General features: G+C 71.5%; 14 protein-coding genes. 4 read left to right on the top strand and 10 right to left on the bottom strand.

The window, feature by feature from the left end; translation table 11 throughout:
• Positions 1 to 13 precede the first annotated feature (13 nt).
• From ACZ6KY_RS22220 to ACZ6KY_RS22180, 9 genes are all read right to left on the bottom strand, one after another.
• The gene (locus ACZ6KY_RS22220; RefSeq protein ID WP_469312020.1) at positions 14 to 364 is read right to left on the bottom strand and encodes a UBP-type zinc finger domain-containing protein; all 351 of its coding nucleotides are present in this window, start codon (positions 362 to 364) and stop codon (positions 14 to 16) included.
• The gene (locus ACZ6KY_RS22215; protein ID WP_469312019.1) at positions 361 to 1,803 is read right to left on the bottom strand and encodes an ATP-binding protein; all 1,443 of its coding nucleotides are present in this window, start codon (positions 1,801 to 1,803) and stop codon (positions 361 to 363) included. The genes ACZ6KY_RS22220 and ACZ6KY_RS22215 overlap by 4 nt, the downstream gene beginning before the upstream one ends.
• Complete coding sequence (locus tag ACZ6KY_RS22210; RefSeq protein ID WP_469312018.1) at positions 1,800 to 3,476, bottom strand: NAD(P)/FAD-dependent oxidoreductase; 1,677 nt, start codon at positions 3,474 to 3,476, stop codon at positions 1,800 to 1,802. Before ACZ6KY_RS22210 ends, ACZ6KY_RS22215 begins: the two co-directional genes overlap by 4 nt.
• Before the next feature lie 95 nt (positions 3,477 to 3,571).
• Positions 3,572 to 4,885, bottom strand: a complete 1,314-nt coding sequence (locus ACZ6KY_RS22205) for a DUF4032 domain-containing protein (RefSeq protein WP_469312017.1) — start codon at positions 4,883 to 4,885, stop codon at positions 3,572 to 3,574.
• Between the two features lie 49 nt (positions 4,886 to 4,934).
• Positions 4,935 to 5,759, bottom strand: coding sequence for an amidohydrolase family protein (locus tag ACZ6KY_RS22200; protein WP_469312016.1), 825 nt, complete (start codon positions 5,757 to 5,759; stop codon positions 4,935 to 4,937).
• A 128-nt stretch (positions 5,760 to 5,887) separates the two neighbouring features.
• Positions 5,888 to 6,703, bottom strand: a complete 816-nt coding sequence (locus ACZ6KY_RS22195; protein WP_469312015.1) for an N-formylglutamate amidohydrolase — start codon at positions 6,701 to 6,703, stop codon at positions 5,888 to 5,890.
• 68 nt (positions 6,704 to 6,771) lie between these two features.
• A complete protein-coding gene (locus ACZ6KY_RS22190; RefSeq protein ID WP_469312014.1) occupies positions 6,772 to 7,224 on the bottom strand; it encodes a cyclic nucleotide-binding domain-containing protein in 453 nt (150 codons plus the stop codon).
• A 163-nt stretch (positions 7,225 to 7,387) separates the two neighbouring features.
• The gene (locus ACZ6KY_RS22185; protein WP_469312013.1) at positions 7,388 to 8,191 is read right to left on the bottom strand and encodes a VOC family protein; all 804 of its coding nucleotides are present in this window, start codon (positions 8,189 to 8,191) and stop codon (positions 7,388 to 7,390) included.
• Positions 8,192 to 8,409: 218 nt separating this feature from the next.
• A complete protein-coding gene (locus ACZ6KY_RS22180; RefSeq protein ID WP_151467464.1) occupies positions 8,410 to 8,625 on the bottom strand; it encodes a DUF4177 domain-containing protein in 216 nt (71 codons plus the stop codon).
• 302 nt (positions 8,626 to 8,927) lie between these two features.
• Between ACZ6KY_RS22180 and ACZ6KY_RS22175 the strand changes: the two genes are divergently transcribed.
• The 4 genes from ACZ6KY_RS22175 to ACZ6KY_RS22160 all read left to right on the top strand — a co-directional run bounded on the left by ACZ6KY_RS22175 (position 8,928) and on the right by ACZ6KY_RS22160 (position 13,154).
• A complete protein-coding gene (locus ACZ6KY_RS22175) occupies positions 8,928 to 9,569 on the top strand; it encodes a DUF6629 family protein (protein WP_469312012.1) in 642 nt (213 codons plus the stop codon).
• A gap of 127 nt (positions 9,570 to 9,696) precedes the next feature.
• The gene (locus ACZ6KY_RS22170; RefSeq protein WP_469312011.1) at positions 9,697 to 10,455 is read left to right on the top strand and encodes a L,D-transpeptidase family protein; all 759 of its coding nucleotides are present in this window, start codon (positions 9,697 to 9,699) and stop codon (positions 10,453 to 10,455) included.
• A gap of 159 nt (positions 10,456 to 10,614) precedes the next feature.
• Positions 10,615 to 11,313: a response regulator gene (locus ACZ6KY_RS22165; RefSeq protein ID WP_469312010.1), complete on the top strand. Its 699-nt coding sequence runs from the start codon at positions 10,615 to 10,617 to the stop codon at positions 11,311 to 11,313.
• A complete protein-coding gene (locus ACZ6KY_RS22160; RefSeq protein WP_469312009.1) occupies positions 11,310 to 13,154 on the top strand; it encodes a sensor histidine kinase in 1,845 nt (614 codons plus the stop codon). Before ACZ6KY_RS22165 ends, ACZ6KY_RS22160 begins: the two co-directional genes overlap by 4 nt.
• Before the next feature lie 217 nt (positions 13,155 to 13,371).
• Here the strand turns inward: ACZ6KY_RS22160 and ACZ6KY_RS22155 are convergent, their stop codons facing one another.
• Positions 13,372 to 15,273 (bottom strand): AMP-dependent synthetase/ligase, encoded by a 1,902-nt coding sequence (locus ACZ6KY_RS22155; RefSeq protein ID WP_469312008.1) that lies wholly within the window; start codon positions 15,271 to 15,273, stop codon positions 13,372 to 13,374.
• Between the last annotated feature and the right edge of the window lie 251 nt (positions 15,274 to 15,524).

The raw sequence follows: 15,524 nt of genomic DNA, 5'->3' as shown, positions 1-15,524 counted from the left end.
CGGCGTCGGGGCCTCAGCGGAGCATCTCGGCCCAGTTGGCCGGGACGCGCCCCGCGGGGCCGGGCGTGGGCTGGTCGAGCGGATGGCTCACCGGGGGAGCGAGCTCGGGACCGGAGTCGTACAGCTCCGAGGTGTCGTAGTCCCAGAACCAGTTCTCGCCCGGTTCGAAACTCTGGATGACCGGGTGCCCCGTGCTCCGCGCGTGGGCGGTGGCGTGCTTGGCCGGGGAGTCGTCGCAGCAGCCGATGTGCCCGCACCGGGCGCAGCGCCGCAGATGGAACCACCACCCGCCGGCCGCGTCGCACTCCGTGCAGCCGGTGCCGCTCGGCGGTACGGAGGGGTCGATTCCGTTCGGCGTGGTCATGTCGACTCCTCGGAGGTTTCCGCGACGGTCAGGGGCAGGCGCACCTGGAAGCGGGTGTCGCCGGGCACGGACTGCACCAGCAGACTTCCGTGATGCTTGTTGACGACGATCCGCCAGGAGATGTCCAGGCCGAGCCCGGTGCCCTCACCCACCGGCTTCGTGGTGAAGAACGGGTCGAAGATGCGGTCGCGGATCTCGGCGGGCACCCCGGAACCGGTGTCGTGGAACTCGACGAGCACATGGTCGCCGTCGAGCGCCGTGCGCACCGTCAGCTTCCCCTCGCCGTCCATCGCCGAGACGGCGTTGTCGATGAGGTTCGTCCACACCTGGTTCAACTCGCCCGGATAGGCGGGGATCCGCGGCACCGACCGGTCGTACTCCTTGGCGACCTTGATGCCGGAGCCCATCTTGCCGGCGAGCATCATCAGGGTGCTGTCGAGCAGTTCGTGCACGTCGGCGACCTGGTAGGGCGCGCGGTCCATCTGTGAGTACTGCTTGGCCGCGTCCACCAGGTGCGAGATCCGGGTGGTGGAGTCCTCGATCTCGTTCATGAGCAGCTCGGTCTCGACCGTGTAGTTCAGCCACCGGACCGCGCCTTCGAGGGTCGGTCCGTCCACGGCCGCCGCGACCTGGTCAAGCCAGTCGGTGTCGAGCCCCGCCTGCACGAACGTGGGCGCGAGCTGCCAGCCGCCCGCGATCTCGTGGTCGTCGAGCCAGTCGGCGAGCGCGTCCTCCCGGTCGGAGGCCTCCAGCGGGGTCAGCGGCGTGGCCTTGGCGACCTGCTCGGCGGTGCGCTCCTGGATCTCGACCAGCGTCTCCAGGGTGTCGCGCGCATAGGGTCCCGACGCGATCACTCCCAGCTTCTGCCGCATGTGGGCCACCCGGTCGCGCAGCGCGGAGGTGGCCCGCACGGCCGCCGCGGCCGGGTTGTTGAGCTCGTGCGTCAGCCCCGCGGACAGCGAGCCGAGTGCCAGGAGACGTTCGCGCTGCCCGATGGTCCGCTGGGTGTTCTGGCTGCCGAAGAACATGCCCTCCAGCAGATGGACGGCCATCGGGAACCAGTCCCGCAGGATCGCGGAGAACGTCGCCGCGGGCAGCACGAAGAACCGCGAGGGCTCGGTGACCCGCATGGAACCCTTGTACCGGGCGTCGTCCGGGCCGCTGAGATACGCCTGCATCGCGCCCGCGTACACCCCGCGCTTCGAGGTGCGGCTGATCTCCACGTCGTCCGCGCCGACCCGGCGCGACATCACCACCGTGCCCTCCAGGAGCACGTAGAAGCAGGTGGCCGGCTCACCCTCGGTGTAGACGGGCCCGGGGTCGAACTCCTCCGTCCGGCCCTCCCGGCACAGCCGGTCGAGCTGGTCGGCGTCGAGCTTCTCGAACAGGAAGAGCGTGCTGAGTTCCGCCGCGTCGCACGGCACCGGCCGCCCGCTCACGACTGCTCCAGATAACGGTGGACGAGCATGACGGCCATGGCTCCCTCTCCGACCGCGGACGCGACCCTCTTCGCCGACTCGGCGCGCGCGTCCCCGGCCACGAACACGCCGGGCACATTGGTTTCCAGGTGGTACGGAGGCCGGTCCAGCTCCCAGCCGCGCGGCGGCTGCCCGTCGGGTGTCATGTCCGGGCCCGCCACGATGAATCCGCGGCCGTCCCGGAGCACCGTGCCCTCCAGCCAGTCGGTGAGCGGGGCCGCGCCGATGAACAGGAACATCCACTGCGCGTCGACGAGTTCGGTGTGGCCGCTCTCCACATCGCGCAGGGTCAACTGCTCCAGATGGCCGTCGCCGTGCGCGGACTCGACGACCGTGCCGGTGCGCACCGAGATGTTGGACGCCTCGCCGATCTGCTCGATCAGATAGTGGGACATCGAGGCGGACAGCGAGGGGCCGCGCACCAGGATGGTGACGGACTTGGCGCCCCGGGCCAGATACATCGCCGCCTGGCCGGCCGAGTTCGCCCCGCCCACGATGTACACGTCGTGGCCCTGGCAGGCGGCCGCCTCGGTCAGCGCCGAGCCGTAGTAGACGCCGCAGCCCGTCAGCTCGGCCAGGCCGGGTGCCTGGAGCTGTCGGTACGACACCCCGGTCGCGAGGATCACCGCGTGCGCGGAGATGGCGGAGCCGTCCGAGAAGCGGATGGTGCGCGAGGCCCCGGTGACCTCCAGTCCGGTCACCTCACGCGCGGTGAGGATCTCGGCGCCGAACTTGGCCGCCTGCCGCCGCGCCCGGTCGGTGAGCTGCCCCCCGGAGACGCCGTCGGGGAAGCCGAGATAGTTCTCGATCCGTGAACTCTGGCCCGCCTGCCCACCGGTCGCGGACCGTTCCACGAGCACCGTGCGCAGCCCCTCGGAGGCGCCGTACACGGCGGCCCCGAGCCCGGCGGGTCCGCCGCCGATGACGACGAGGTCGTAGAACTCCGAGGTGGGTGTCGTGGCGAGTCCGACGTGCGCCGCGATCTCGTGGTCGTCGGGCTCGACGAGCGGCGTGCCGTCCGGGGTGACCACCAGCGGCAGCCGCTCCCCGTCCTGCCCCGCGGCGCTCAGCAGCCGCTGTCCCTCGGGGGTGTCGGACGAGTACCACCGGTAGGGCACCTGGTTGCGGGCCAGGAACTCCCGGACGCCCGACGAACGCGCCGACCACCGGTGGCCGACCACCTTGCAGGCTCCCACGGGCCGGTAGTCGCTGGCCCGCCACGCGTCCAGGAGATCGTCGACGACCGGATAGAGCTTCTCCTCCGGCGGATCCCAGGGCTTGAGCAGGTAGTGGTCGAGGTCGATGACGTTGATCGCGTCGATCGCCGCGTTGGTGTCCGCGTACGCGGTCAGCAGCACCCGGCGCGCGCCGGGATACACGTCGAGGGCCTGCTCCAGGAACTCGATGCCGTTCATCTGAGGCATCCGGTAGTCGGCGAGGATCACGGCCACCTGGTCACCGCGCAGCTTCAGCTCGCGCAGGGCGTCCAGGGCGGCGTCCCCGGACTCGGCGCGCACGATCCGGTGGCCCTCGCCGTAGCGGCGGCGGAGGTCACGGGCGACGGCGCGCGACACTCCGGGGTCGTCGTCGACGGTCAGAATGACGGTCCGCGCCGGACTGGCGGCCTGGGTCATACGTCTCCCACCCCGAGCTGGTCAGTTGCGTTCCGGCCGAGCGGACACCGCGGGCGCCGCACGGCGGGTACAGAGCCAATCGTATGTACGATCGGTCACCTTTGCTCGGGAACGGGGTACCCGCGGGGCGGCTCCGGCGCGTCCACCGGGACCGGCAGGGGGTCGCGGACCTTGGGGAGGATGTTCGTGACGTAGTCCTCGACGGCCGCGTCCAGGCCGATGTCGTGCTGGGCGCGCTCGGACAGGAACCAGCGGTGTTCGAGGAGCTCGTGGTAGAGCTCGGCCGGGTCCATGGAGCCGCGCAGGTCCTGCGGCACCGCCCGGACCGTCGGCCGGAACACGTCCCGGACCCAGCGGTGGGCGAGCACCTCCGGCCGGGCGGCATGCGGGTGCCCGCCGCCCGAAGCGGACCGGGAGCCCGGGCGAGGGCCACTGGGCGCGTAATCGTCCTGGGTGGCCATCCAGCTCTCCAGGTCGTTCAGGAGCCGGCGGGCCTGGTTCTCCTCGGTGTCGAGGCCGGTCAGCCGCAGCAGCTGGCGCTGGTGGTGGCCCGCGTCGACGACCTTGGGCACGAAGGTCACGGTGTCGCCGTTGGAGGAGCTCGCGATCTGCATCTCGGCGACGTCGAAACCGAGGTCGTTGAGGCGGCGTATGCGGCGGTCGATGTAGTGGTACTTGCCGGCCGGGTAGACGGAGGTGCGGGTCAGCTCCTCCCACAGGCTCCGGTAGCGCGCGCAGATCTCCCGGCCGAACTCGATCGGGTCCACCGAGGGGTGCAGGGCGCCGGCCGCCTCCAGGTCCAGCAGTTCGCCGCTGATGTTCACACGGGCGAGATCGAGGTCGTAGTCCCGCTGCCCGGTGCTGAGCCGCGGGTGCAGTTCGCCCGTCTCGGCGTCCACCAGGTACGCGGCGTACGCTCCCGCGTCGCGCCGGAACAGCGTGTTGGACAGCGAGCAGTCGCCCCAGGCGAAGCCGGCCAGGTGCAGCCGCACCAGCAGGACGGCCAGCGCGTCCATCAGCCGGTGCATGGTGGCTGGCCGCATGGTCGTCTCGAACATCGACCGGTACGGCAGTGAGCCGCCCAGGTGCCGGGTGATCAGCACCGACTCCAGCGGCTCTCCCGCCGCGTCCGCGCGGCCGGTGACCACGGCGAGCGGGTCGACCGCGGGGATCGCGAGCCGGTCCAGGCCGAGCAGCAGCTCGTACTCGCGCACCGCGGGCCGCTCGGCGAGTTCCTTGACGGCCACCACCTCGTCACCGGCGCGCGCGTAGCGCACCACGTGCCGGGAGATGCCGCGCGGCAGCGGCACCAGAAGGTGCTCGGGCCACTCCTCCAGGGGCAGTTGCCACGGCAGTTCGAGCAGGAGCGCGGGATGCTCGGGGTTGGTGGCGCTGATCCGCAAAGCCATGGCCGGGCTGCCCTCACCTCAACGTCCGACGGTGTTCCGGCTCCAGCATCTACGAATGATCGGGGAGGCGGAAGACGCGCCGGGCGTTGCCCGAAAGGAACAACGCGGTGGTCTCCTCGTCCAGGCCCAGCTCGCCGAGGTGCTCCAGCGCCCGACTCGGTGTGATCATGGGGTAGTTGGAGCCGAAGAGGACCTTGCGCCGCCCCCGGCCGCGCAGATACCCGACCAGCTCCGGGGGGTAGCGGCGGGTGGTGTAGGCGCTGGTGTCGATGTACACGTTCGCGTGCTTGTCGGCGACCGCGATCATCTCCGTGGTCCACGGGTAGCCGATGTGCCCGCAGACGATGGTCAGTTCGGGGAAGTCGAGCGCGACCTGGTCGATGTACGGGATGGGCCGGCCGGTCTCGGAGGGCCGCAGCGGGCCGGTGTGCCCGACCTGGGTGCAGAAGGGGATGCCGAGTTCGGCGCAGGCGGTGTACAGGGGGTAGTAGAGCCGGTCGGTGGGCGGCAGTTGCCACAGCCACGGAATGATCCGCAGGGCCACGAAGCCCAACTCCTCGACGGCCCGCCGCAGTTCCCGTACAGCCGCCACAGGGCGTGTGAGGTCGGCGCCCGCGACCCCGCGCAGCCGGCCCTTCGACCGCGCCACGAATCCGGCGACCTCGTCGTTGGTGATCAGCGCGCCCTGGGGTCCGTACCAGGCCGAGGACAGACCGGTGTCCACGTCGGCCGCCGCCAGCGCGGTCAGCGTGACCTCGACCGGCATCTCCTCCTCCAGCACCTTCATGCCGGTCCAGCGGCGCAGGGACTCGAACATCTCGTGGTTGGAGTGGCGGAGAGTGGGGTGCTGCATCCACGCGTCGACGACCGGCATGGTCCTGTGCCCTCCCTGGATAGGTGGCTGAGCGCTTGCTTACCATCGACCCTAGGAGGTCCCGCGCTCCCTGGCTACCCGCTCACGGCGCTCCGGCTCCACCCGCCCGCGGCGTCGGCGCTCCGGCTCTACCCGCCCACGGCGTCCACCAGCGTCGTCAGGGCCGCGACCAGACGCGGGAAGCCGGGGCCCACCGGCCCTCCCGGCTCCTTCATGTACGTGTCCCGCCGGATCTCCACCATCAGCGCCGCGACCCGCGGTTCCCGCTCGTAGTGCCGCAAGGGGACGTACGCGCCCGAGAACGGGCTGTCGATCCCCACACCGCCGAGTCCCGCGAACGCCTTCTCCGCGAGCGCTACCAGTTCCGGCGGTGTGTGGAAGGAGTCGGTCCCCAGGCAGACCGGCGGCCGCGGCCCGTCACCGTGCAGTTCGTAGGGCAGCCGTACCGCCGGATACGAGTGGACGTCGATGATCACGGCCCGTCCGGTGGCGGCCAGCCGGTCGGCGACCGCGTCCGTCATCGCCCGCGCGTACGGGTGGAAGTAGCGGTCGGTCAGCGGCCGCGGATCGAAGTCCGCGGTCCGCAGCGGCGCCCGGTGTGTCGTCCGCGTGTAGACCGCGCCCATACCGACCGCCAGCATCTCCTCCCGCCCGTCCGGAAAGCGCTCGGGATCGACGACCAGCCGGGACAGCCGGTTGACGAACCGCCACGGCGTCAGCCCGGCCGCCTCGGCCACGGCGGCCGCCAGTTCAGCGGTGTGCGCGTCGGTGATGTGGTCCAACTCGCCCTCCAGCGCCGCGTCGCCGAGGAGGATGCCGTCACGGACCGGCGCCGGAATCTCCCGGGAGGAGTGCGGCACGTGCAGGATCACGGGCGAGTGGACCGCGCCGGGCAGGAACGCGAAGGAGTCCGGGGCGTCCTGGGAACCGAGAATGTCGTTCATAAGAGATCACTGTCGCAGCCGGGTCCGACACTGGGCAGGACCGGCGGCGTGACCTCGGCCGCGTCCTCTCAGCCGCCGCCCCCGCGGCGCGCGTAGTGCTCGATGAGCGCCGCCCGGGTCGTTTCGAGACGGTGGGCCAGGATCGCGCCGATCGTCCGGGTCAGCGACAGTTCCAGCGTCGGATCCTGGTCGCACAGCGTGCGTACCTCGGCGGCGTCGAACTCGTAGGCGCGCACCGGACTGAACGCCTCGGCGCCGAAGTCCCAGGTGTGCGGGCGGAACAGCCATGACCAGCCGAGCAGGTCGCCGGGCCCGAGCTGCGCGACGCTGATCCGTCGTTCGGCGATGACCCGCTGGTACAGGGAGACCGTGCCGGAGCGGACCACCCAGAAGCGGTCGGCGGTGCCTCCCTCCTCGAAGATCGGCCCGTCCGCGGGAAAGGAGACCTCGCGGGCCACGCTCATCAGCCGTTCGCGGTGTTCGGGGGAGAGAGCGTGCAGGAGCCGGAGAGCAGTGGGCATCGCGGACCTCCATCGGGTCGCCGCGTGACCGCGGGGGTCGGCGGCGCCTGTCGTAACCGGTGGTATCCCGTCATCCTCTATTGGAGCCCGAACGGAGTAATCCGTCGCGTCGTGGGCCGCGCGACCTCGCCGCGGAGCGCTCGTGAGCGCCCCGTCCGCGCTGTCATCCGGCGGCCCGGGAGGTCACCGTGAAGCGAGCCCCGTCGGGGTCGGTGAGGACGGCTTCCATCGAGCCGACACCCTGCTGACGGGCGGTGCCGCCGTTGACGCGCGCCGCGCGGACGCAGGCCTCCACGTCGTCGACCGCGAAGTGGATCTGCCAGTGCGGCCGGACGCTGGGGTCGGGGGCGGCACCCACCGCCCCGGAGTAGATCCGGGCCACCACGTCGCCGAGGCTGCGCAGCACGACCTCGTTCTCCTCGTAGCCCACCTCGCAGCAGCCGGGGCCCCCGGACGCCCAGCCCAGTACCTCCCCGTAGAAGATGGCGGCGTCGAAGGCGTCGCGGGTGTGCAGGCGGACGAAGGCAGGGGCCGCGCTGCGCCAGCGTTCCCACCCGGAGACCAGGGCGCCCTCCCAGATGCCGAAGACCGCGCCGTCCCGGTCGGCCAGCAGCGCGGCCCGGCCCGGTGGCAGTGAGATCGGCCCCACCGCGGTCGTACCGCCGCGTTCCTGGCTGCGCGAGACCGTCTCGTCCGCGGAGGCCACGGCGAAGAAGGGGGTCCAGGCGACCGCGGTCCTCGCCACGAAGTCGACCTCGGAGATTCCGGCGACGGGAGTCCCGGCGACACGGGCGATCCGGTACTGGTCGCCCATCCGGGTGCCCGAGGCCCATCTCCAGCCGAGAACCGCGGTGTAGAAGCGCTCGGCGGCCCGCAGATCGCGGGTGGTCAGGTTGACCCAGCACGGCGCGCCGAACACCGACTGGCTGGTGACGACACCGGTGTGGAGTGTTCCGTCGCTCTTCATCGCCGTCCGTCCTGACCTCACTGGGCCGTCCGTCCCGACCGCACTGGCCGACAGCGGTCGCGCGGGGTGCGGGACCTCGTCGGGTTCCCGGACGTGAGTTCAGCCGTGAGAGGCCTTCCGTGCCGGAAGGCCTCCGACGGCATCAGTAGCACCTGCGGATCCGCTGTCCCATCAGCAACAGCATCTCCCGCTTCGGCGCCGCTCGCACCGCACGAGCGTCAGGCGCGCGGACGCTCCAGGGTGAGCAGCAGCCCCTCCACGGCACCGGGACCTATGCGGCCCTTGACGTCCGCGGCCGTGATCGCCTTGAGCGCCCACCCGTCCTCGGCGTGCTTGTTCAGGACCTTTTCCAGCTTGTCGCTGTCCAGCGCGTCGCCGATCAGCGACTCTCGGAACGTGACGACCTTGTATTCGAAGGTGTACGGGGTGCTCATGGTTGCGGAGCTCTCCTGCTTGTTGGATGGCATGGCCGGGGACCACCCAATCACTCTTCGCGGTCGCGGCACAGGGGCGAACCGGACCGTACGGATACCTTTGTTGAAACTTCATGAAGTGCCTGGCCGCAGCGGGGGATCGACCGGCAGGCCGGACCCCCTGCCTGCCGGGGTGGGGAGTCCCGCTCGCGGCGGCCCTCCGAGTGGTCCTGCGGCATGGCCATGCCGGATTTCGGCCGTACGGCGCCGTAGCGTGACTCCGGACGGCGGGATCTCGTGACGGCGGATTTCAGGGTGGCGCGATGTGCTGGAGTGCGACGGCCGATCTGGTGGCCGGTGCCGGTGTCGCCGCTGTCGGGGTGGCCTGTGTGATCCGGGCGCGGCGGAGGCGGGATCTCCCGCTGGCCGCGCTGCCGTTGCTGCTCGGCGCCCACCAGATCGTCGAGTCCCGGGTCTGGGACGCGGGTGGCGGTACGGGTCCCGCCACCGTGGCCTGGGCCGTGATCGCCCTTCCGCTGCTGGCGGTGTGGGTGCCGCTGGGCGTGCTGTGCGCGGCGCCGCGCCGTGCCCGGCGCCGGCTTCTGTTCCCGCTCGCCGCCGGTGTCGCGACCGCGGCGGCGCTCACGCACGCCATGGCCGTCCATCCCGTGCGGGCCGAGATCCGCGGCCACACCATGGGGTATGCCGTCGACCTGCCGCAGCCCGAACTGGTCATCGCGGGTTACCTGTTCGCCACCGTCGGCGCGCTGCTGATCTCCGGCGACCGGGGGCTGCTGCTGCTCGGGGTCCTGGTCGGAGGGGGCGCGGCGATCTGCTGGTCGCTGTGGGAGCTGGAGTTCGTCTCGACGTGGTGCGCGTTCGCGGCGGTCGTCTCGGTGTCCCTGCTGGGATGGGTGAACTCGCGGGAGGCCGTCGCCCCGCACGAGCGGGTCGGTCACGCCTGATATGACGGGTCACGGTGACGTGATGATCACGACAGGCCGGAGCACCGGTGATCCGGCGCGGCCCGGGTATTCGGCGAACCATGGACGACCTGACGAGTTCCTCATATGTGTCGGTCAGGGTCGACGCATGATCAACCCTGTACACCGTGTTCCGGTGGCGATCGTCGCCGCCTCGTTCCTGCTCACCGGCTGCGGCGGTAGCCCGGCCGAGAGGCTCGGCCCCGGAGCGGACGGCTCCCCGACGCGCCACGGCGTGGCGGCACCGGCCCCCGCCCCGACCTCCTCGCGAGCGACGGTCCCGCGACAACTGCCGGGACTCGGGCCCAGGACCCTGGCCGCGATCCCGTCGCGGACCCGTCAGGCGGTCGTGGTGACCGGCCGGGGCAGGAACTCCTCGCTGTCCAGCGTGGTGTTCTACGAACGTACGGAGGTGGGCTGGCAGGCGGCCCCGAGCAGGCCCGCGCACAACGCCCTCAAGGGCTGGACCGACCACCACCACGCCGGTGATCTGCGTTCCCCCATAGGCGTCTTCACCTTGACGGACGCGGGCGGGCTGCTGCCCGACCCCGGCACCCGGCTCCCGTACGACCGCTCGGGCGCCTTCACCTCACCCGGCACGGGCTTCGACGGCGAGCCGCTGGCCGGCTCCTTCGACTACGTGGTCGCCATCGACTACAACCGCAGCCCCGGCACCACACCCCTGGACTGGACCCGGCCGATGGGCGCGGCCCGCGGCGGAGGCATCTGGCTGCACGTGGACCACGGCGGTCCGACACACGGCTGCGTCGGACTGCGCGAGGACGACCTGAAGGAGCTGATGCGCGCTCTGGACCCCGCCCTTCACCCCGTGGTGGTCATGGGGGACGCGGCCTCGCTGGCACGCTGACGCCCTCCGGGAGGTCCCGCCGGCCCGCAGCGCACTCCTGGAAGCCTCACCGGCGTCGGAACCGCCGCAGTGTCCCCGGAGGATGTGAGGAAGGTGTCAGGGTGTGGGAAGCCCCTCTCACCGGCCGAATCGCGCCCCGCAGCCCCTACCATCGGCCGCGTGTGCGCATATGTGCTGGTCGCGGAGGACGATGAGAAGCAGGCGGAGCTGATACGCCGCTCACTGCTGGGCGAGGGGCATACGGCGACCGTGGTCCACGACGGCGGGGCCGCTCTCGACGAGGTCCGGCGGCACCGGCCCGACCTCGTCGTCCTGGACCTCATGCTCCCGGTGGTCGACGGGTTCGAGGTGTGCCGGGCGCTGCGCGAGAACGACGACATCCCCGTCCTGATGCTGACCGCCCGCTCCACCGAGGACGACGTACTGCTCGGTCTGCGGCTCGGCGCGGACGACTACATGACCAAGCCGTACAGTCCGCGCGAGCTGATGGCCCGTATCCGTACGGTGCTCAGGCGCAGCGGACGGCCCGCCGGCGAGCGGCGCGGCGATCCGGTCGTCAGGGCAGCCGGGATCACGGTCGACCCGGAACGGCACACGGTCCTGTGCGACGGCTCGCCTGTGGAGTGCACTCCGGGCGAGTACGAGATCCTGCTCGCGATGGCCGGCGAACCCGAACGGGTCTTCTCCCGAAGGCAGTTGCTGCACCGCACCCGGGGCATCGACCGGGCCTCGACCGAACGGGCCATCGATGTGCACATCATGAACCTGCGCAAGAAGATCGAGGCGGATCCGCGCCGTCCGACGCGCCTGCTGACGGTGTTCGGCGTCGGGTACAAGCTCGCGGGCGACCGGGCGTGAGCCGCGCCATGCCGCTGCGCAAGAGCCTGCTGGTGCGGCTGTTGATCACCTCCGTGCTCATCGCCGTGTGCTCCGTGGCCGCGACGGCCTGGCTCGCGGTGCAGACCACCACCCGGGCCATCCAGGAGGAGCAGGGCCAGGTGCTCGCCGAGGACACGGACATCCTCCGGCAGCTCAGCGGATACGCGGCCACCCATCCCGACTGGTCCGGTGTCGCGGGGACGCTGCGCACGATCTCGCGGAGGACGGGCCGGCGCATCGCCCTGACCGCGGGCGACCGCACCCCGTTCGCGGACTCCGCGGCCCGCGGGACCTCCCTGCCGCCCCGGGCCGCCGCCACGATCGACCCGCTGCGCACCGACACCTACACGGAATCCGGTGCGCAGCTCGCCGGTGTCGACCCCCGCGCGGTGGGGCCCTATCGGCTGCCGGCGACCGAGCGCCTGCGGGTGGCCAAGCTGGCCACGGTGCGCCAACTGTGCTTCGCGCGCAACGGTATTCAGACCCGCCTGGACCGGATGCCGAGCGGCCGTACCGTCCTGACGGACGAGGACGGGAGAGCCGACTCCGGCTATGTGCCGACCGAGTGCGCCGACGGGCTGCTCAACACCCCCACCCCGACCGAGCAGAAGGCCCTGGACGCTCTGTCGGCGCTCACCCGGACGTGTCTGGACCGGCACAAGGTGCTCCTCGGCCAGCCCGTGGCACTCTCGCTGGAGGCCACGGGCGGAGCCACCCCGGCCCCCTACCTGTTCGAGAAGAGGGCGATCGACCGGCACGGCGCCCTGGCCCGGACGACGAACGCCTGCGTCGACGACGCCCGACGCCGTCAACTCGCGCCCTACGTCGCCCCGGTGGCCCAGCTCTTCCTCGGCACGGGGGACAGGCCCGTCCCCCGCTTCGACATGTCCACGGCCAACAAGGCCAAGGTGTTCGGTGTCGCCGGACTCGTCCTCGCCCTCACCGTGGCCGTGACCGCGCTGGTCGCCACCCGGCTCGTACGCCCCCTGCGCGCGCTGACCCAGGCCGCGCGGCAACCGCCCGAACGGCATGTACGGGTGCCCGTCACCACCCAGGACGAGACCGGCATCCTGGCGCTCGCCTTCAACGAACTGACCGAGCGCCGCGAGCGGATGGAGGCGCAGCGCAAGGCGATGGTCAGCGACATCGCGCACGAACTGCGCACCCCGCTCACCAATATCCGCGGCTGGCTCGAGGTGGCCCGCGACGGCCTCGTCGACCCCGACCCGGAACTGCTGTCCTCCCTGCACGAGGAGGCCGTGGTCCTGCAGCGCGTCATCGACGACCTCCAGGACCTCGCGGCCGCCGACGCGGGCACCCTGCGACTGCACCGCGAGGAGGTGCGCGCCGACGAACTCCTCGAACAGGTCGCCGCGGCACACCGGGTCGGGGCGGAGGCCGCCGGCATCCGCCTGGTGACCGAGGTGGCCGGCACGCCCTGGCTGGACGCGGATCCCGTACGGATGCGGCAGGCGCTCGGCAACCTGGTGTCCAACGCTACCCGCCACACCCCGGCCGGCGGCACGGTCACCCTCTCCGCGCACCACGACGACGGTCACGTCGTGTTCGAGGTGGCCGACACCGGGGGCGGCATCGATCCCGGAGATCTGGCCAGCGTCTTCGACCGGTTCTGGCGCGCGGAGAAGTCCCGCAGCCGGCGCACCGGCGGCAGCGGCCTGGGCCTCGCCATCGTCCGTCAACTCGCCGCCGCCCACGACGGAACGGTCACCGTCACCAGCGAACCCGGCACCGGCACAGCCTTCACCTTGCGGCTACCGTGCGCCGGGACCACCGCTTCACCCGCCACCGGGTCCGGTTGAGCGAGGAGCCCCGTATTCCCGGTGAGCGTGGTGGTGCCGGTACCAGGACCGGGGGTGCTGCGCACGGGAGGGGGCTGGTCGTTCCGGCGGGGCCGGCGCAAGGTGGGCGCATGAACAGTACCGAGCAGCCGGGGACCAGGAGCCGTGTCACGCCGCTGAGGTCACTCCTGGGAGGCACCTATGTTCCGCGGCGCGCCGTCGGCCGACCGTGTCCCGGTCACCGGAACACGTTGTCCGAGTCGTCCAGGATCGACGGCTCGCCGATCGCCGCCTCCCGCGGAACCCTCGACGAGGTCTGATACATCGCCTCGATCTCGGCCGCGTACCTCTGGGCGATCGCGTCCCGGCGCAGTTTCAGCGAGGGGGTCAGCAGCCCGTTGGACAGGTCGAACGGCTCCGGCAGGACACGGAAGACCCGGATGGACTCGGAGCGGGACACGGTGGTGTTGGCCGCCGCGACCGCGCGCCTGACCTCCTCGCGCAGCTCGTTCTCCTCACGCGCGTCCCGGGCGGGTGTCTCCCCCTTGGCCCGGGAGGCACGCCAGTGCGTCACGAACTCGGGGTCCAGGGTGATGAGGGCGCCCACGCAGGGCCGGTTGTCGCCCACGACGGCCGCCTGATGGATGAGCGGGTGGACCCGCAGCCGTTCCTCAAGGGCGGCGGGGGCCACGCTCTTCCCGCTGCTGGTGATGATGATGTCCTTCTTGCGCCCGGTGATGGTCAGGTATCCGTCGGCGTCGACCTGACCGATGTCCCCGGTCGCCAGCCAGCCGTTCCGGAACGAAGCCCTGGTCGCCGCCGCGTCGTTGATGTATCCCTGGAACACGGAGGGCCCCCACACGTGGATCTCCCCGTCGTCGGACACCTGGATCTCCGTGCCCGGCAGCGGCCGTCCGACGGTGCCGAACTTCTCCCGCCCGACCGGCTGAGCGGTGATTCCTCCGCTGGTCTCGGTGAGCCCGTATCCGTCGTGGATCAGGATGCCGATTCCCGCGAAGAACAGGGCGAGTTCACGGTTCAGCGGGGAGCCGCCCGAGACCGCGCCGCACACCCGCCCGCCCAGCGCGGCGCGCAACCGCTTGTACACCGTCCTCTCGTAGAGGGAATGCTGAAGCCGCAGATCGAAGCCCGGGCCCGTCCCCGTGCCCAGCCGCTGCTGCTCCTCGGCCAGGGCGAAGTCCTGCGCCGTGCGCACCGCCCGCTCGAACAGCGCGCTGCGACCGGCCCGTTGGGACGCCTTCACGAAGTTCTTGTAGATCCTCTCGAACACCGACGGGACGGCGTAGAGATAGGTCGGCCGGAACGAGAGCATCGCCTCGGAGAGTGTCGCCTCCCTCAGATCGGGCTCGTGCCCCATCAGGATGCCGCCGCGCAGACACAGCCCCTGGACCATCAGGCCGTAGACGTGGGAGAAGGGCAGGAAGGCCAGGACGGCCGGCTGCACGCCCGGCGGAGCCGCCGTCTGTCTCCACCCTTCGAGCAGCGTGTCGCAGGGGCTCGCCAGGCTGCGGTGCGTCAGCGCGCATCCCCTGGGCTGCCCCGTCGTGCCGGAGGTGTACGCGACGACCGCGGTGGAGTCGGCCAGCACGATCCGGCGCAGCGAGTCGACCGCGGTCACCGGTATCGCCCGGCCGCGCTCGACCAGCTGCGCGATCGCCCCGGTGTCCAACTGCCAGACATGGCGCAGGAACGGGAGCGCCGCGCAGGCCGAGCCGATCGTCATGACGCCCTGCTCGTCCTCGACCACCACGCCCACGCAGTGCGCGTCCTTCAGGATCCACGCGACCTGTTCGTGCGACGAGGTCGGGTAGATCGGCACGATCTCCGCGCCGACCGACCACAGGGCATAGCTGAGCACGGTCCACTCGTAGCGGGTGCGCGCCATGATGGCCACGCGGTCGCCCGGCCGGATGCCGGATCTGACGAGCCCCCGCGCCACGTCGACCACTTCGCCCCACAGCTCGGCCGCCGTCATCTGCGTCCAGGCGCCCGAGCGACCCTCGGCGCGGCGCGCGAGCTGCGGCAGATCAGGGGTGCTGAGCGCCGTTTCGCGGAGGCTGTCGGCGAGTCCCCCCTGAGTGGGTGCGGTTGGCGGTGGAGGAAGGTGGGACTTGTGCATTCGCCGCTCCGGAATTCTCCTCGACGTGACCTCACCCCCGGAGGCGCCGATGCCAAGGATTCCCGAATGTAGCCCACACGGGCGATGCCCGCGCCCCATTCCGGCATGCGTTCGCCTGCCGCTGATTTTCGTTCCCCGGACCTTCCCTTTCGCCCCGCCCGCACGCCAACAGCTGCCCGCCCGGCCGCCGTTGACGCCGACGGTCCTTCCGGACGCCGCCGCGCGAAGACAGGACGGACGGCCGCCACCTG

This window comes from Streptomyces sp. NPDC042002 (assembly GCF_055588305.1).
The sequence above is the reverse complement of the archived record's forward strand: the minus strand, read 5'-3'. Positions and strand labels throughout refer to the sequence as shown.

Bases quoted from the DNA above. Each gene is read 5' to 3' on its own strand.
- ACZ6KY_RS22220 (WP_469312020.1), bottom strand. From the start codon at position 364: ATGACCACGCCGAACGGAATCGACCCCTCCGTACCGCCGAGCGGCACC.
- ACZ6KY_RS22155 (WP_469312008.1), bottom strand. From the start codon at position 15,273: ATGCACAAGTCCCACCTTCCTCCACCGCCAACCGCACCCACTCAGGGG.
- ACZ6KY_RS22195 (WP_469312015.1), bottom strand. From the start codon at position 6,703: ATGAACGACATTCTCGGTTCCCAGGACGCCCCGGACTCCTTCGCGTTC.
- ACZ6KY_RS22180 (WP_151467464.1), bottom strand. From the start codon at position 8,625: ATGAGCACCCCGTACACCTTCGAATACAAGGTCGTCACGTTCCGAGAG.
- ACZ6KY_RS22175 (WP_469312012.1), top strand. From the start codon at position 8,928: ATGTGCTGGAGTGCGACGGCCGATCTGGTGGCCGGTGCCGGTGTCGCC.
- ACZ6KY_RS22210 (WP_469312018.1), bottom strand. From the start codon at position 3,476: ATGACCCAGGCCGCCAGTCCGGCGCGGACCGTCATTCTGACCGTCGAC.
- ACZ6KY_RS22170 (WP_469312011.1), top strand. From the start codon at position 9,697: ATGATCAACCCTGTACACCGTGTTCCGGTGGCGATCGTCGCCGCCTCG.
- ACZ6KY_RS22190 (WP_469312014.1), bottom strand. From the start codon at position 7,224: ATGCCCACTGCTCTCCGGCTCCTGCACGCTCTCTCCCCCGAACACCGC.
- ACZ6KY_RS22185 (WP_469312013.1), bottom strand. From the start codon at position 8,191: ATGAAGAGCGACGGAACACTCCACACCGGTGTCGTCACCAGCCAGTCG.
- ACZ6KY_RS22200 (WP_469312016.1), bottom strand. From the start codon at position 5,759: ATGCCGGTCGTCGACGCGTGGATGCAGCACCCCACTCTCCGCCACTCC.
- ACZ6KY_RS22205 (WP_469312017.1), bottom strand. From the start codon at position 4,885: ATGGCTTTGCGGATCAGCGCCACCAACCCCGAGCATCCCGCGCTCCTG.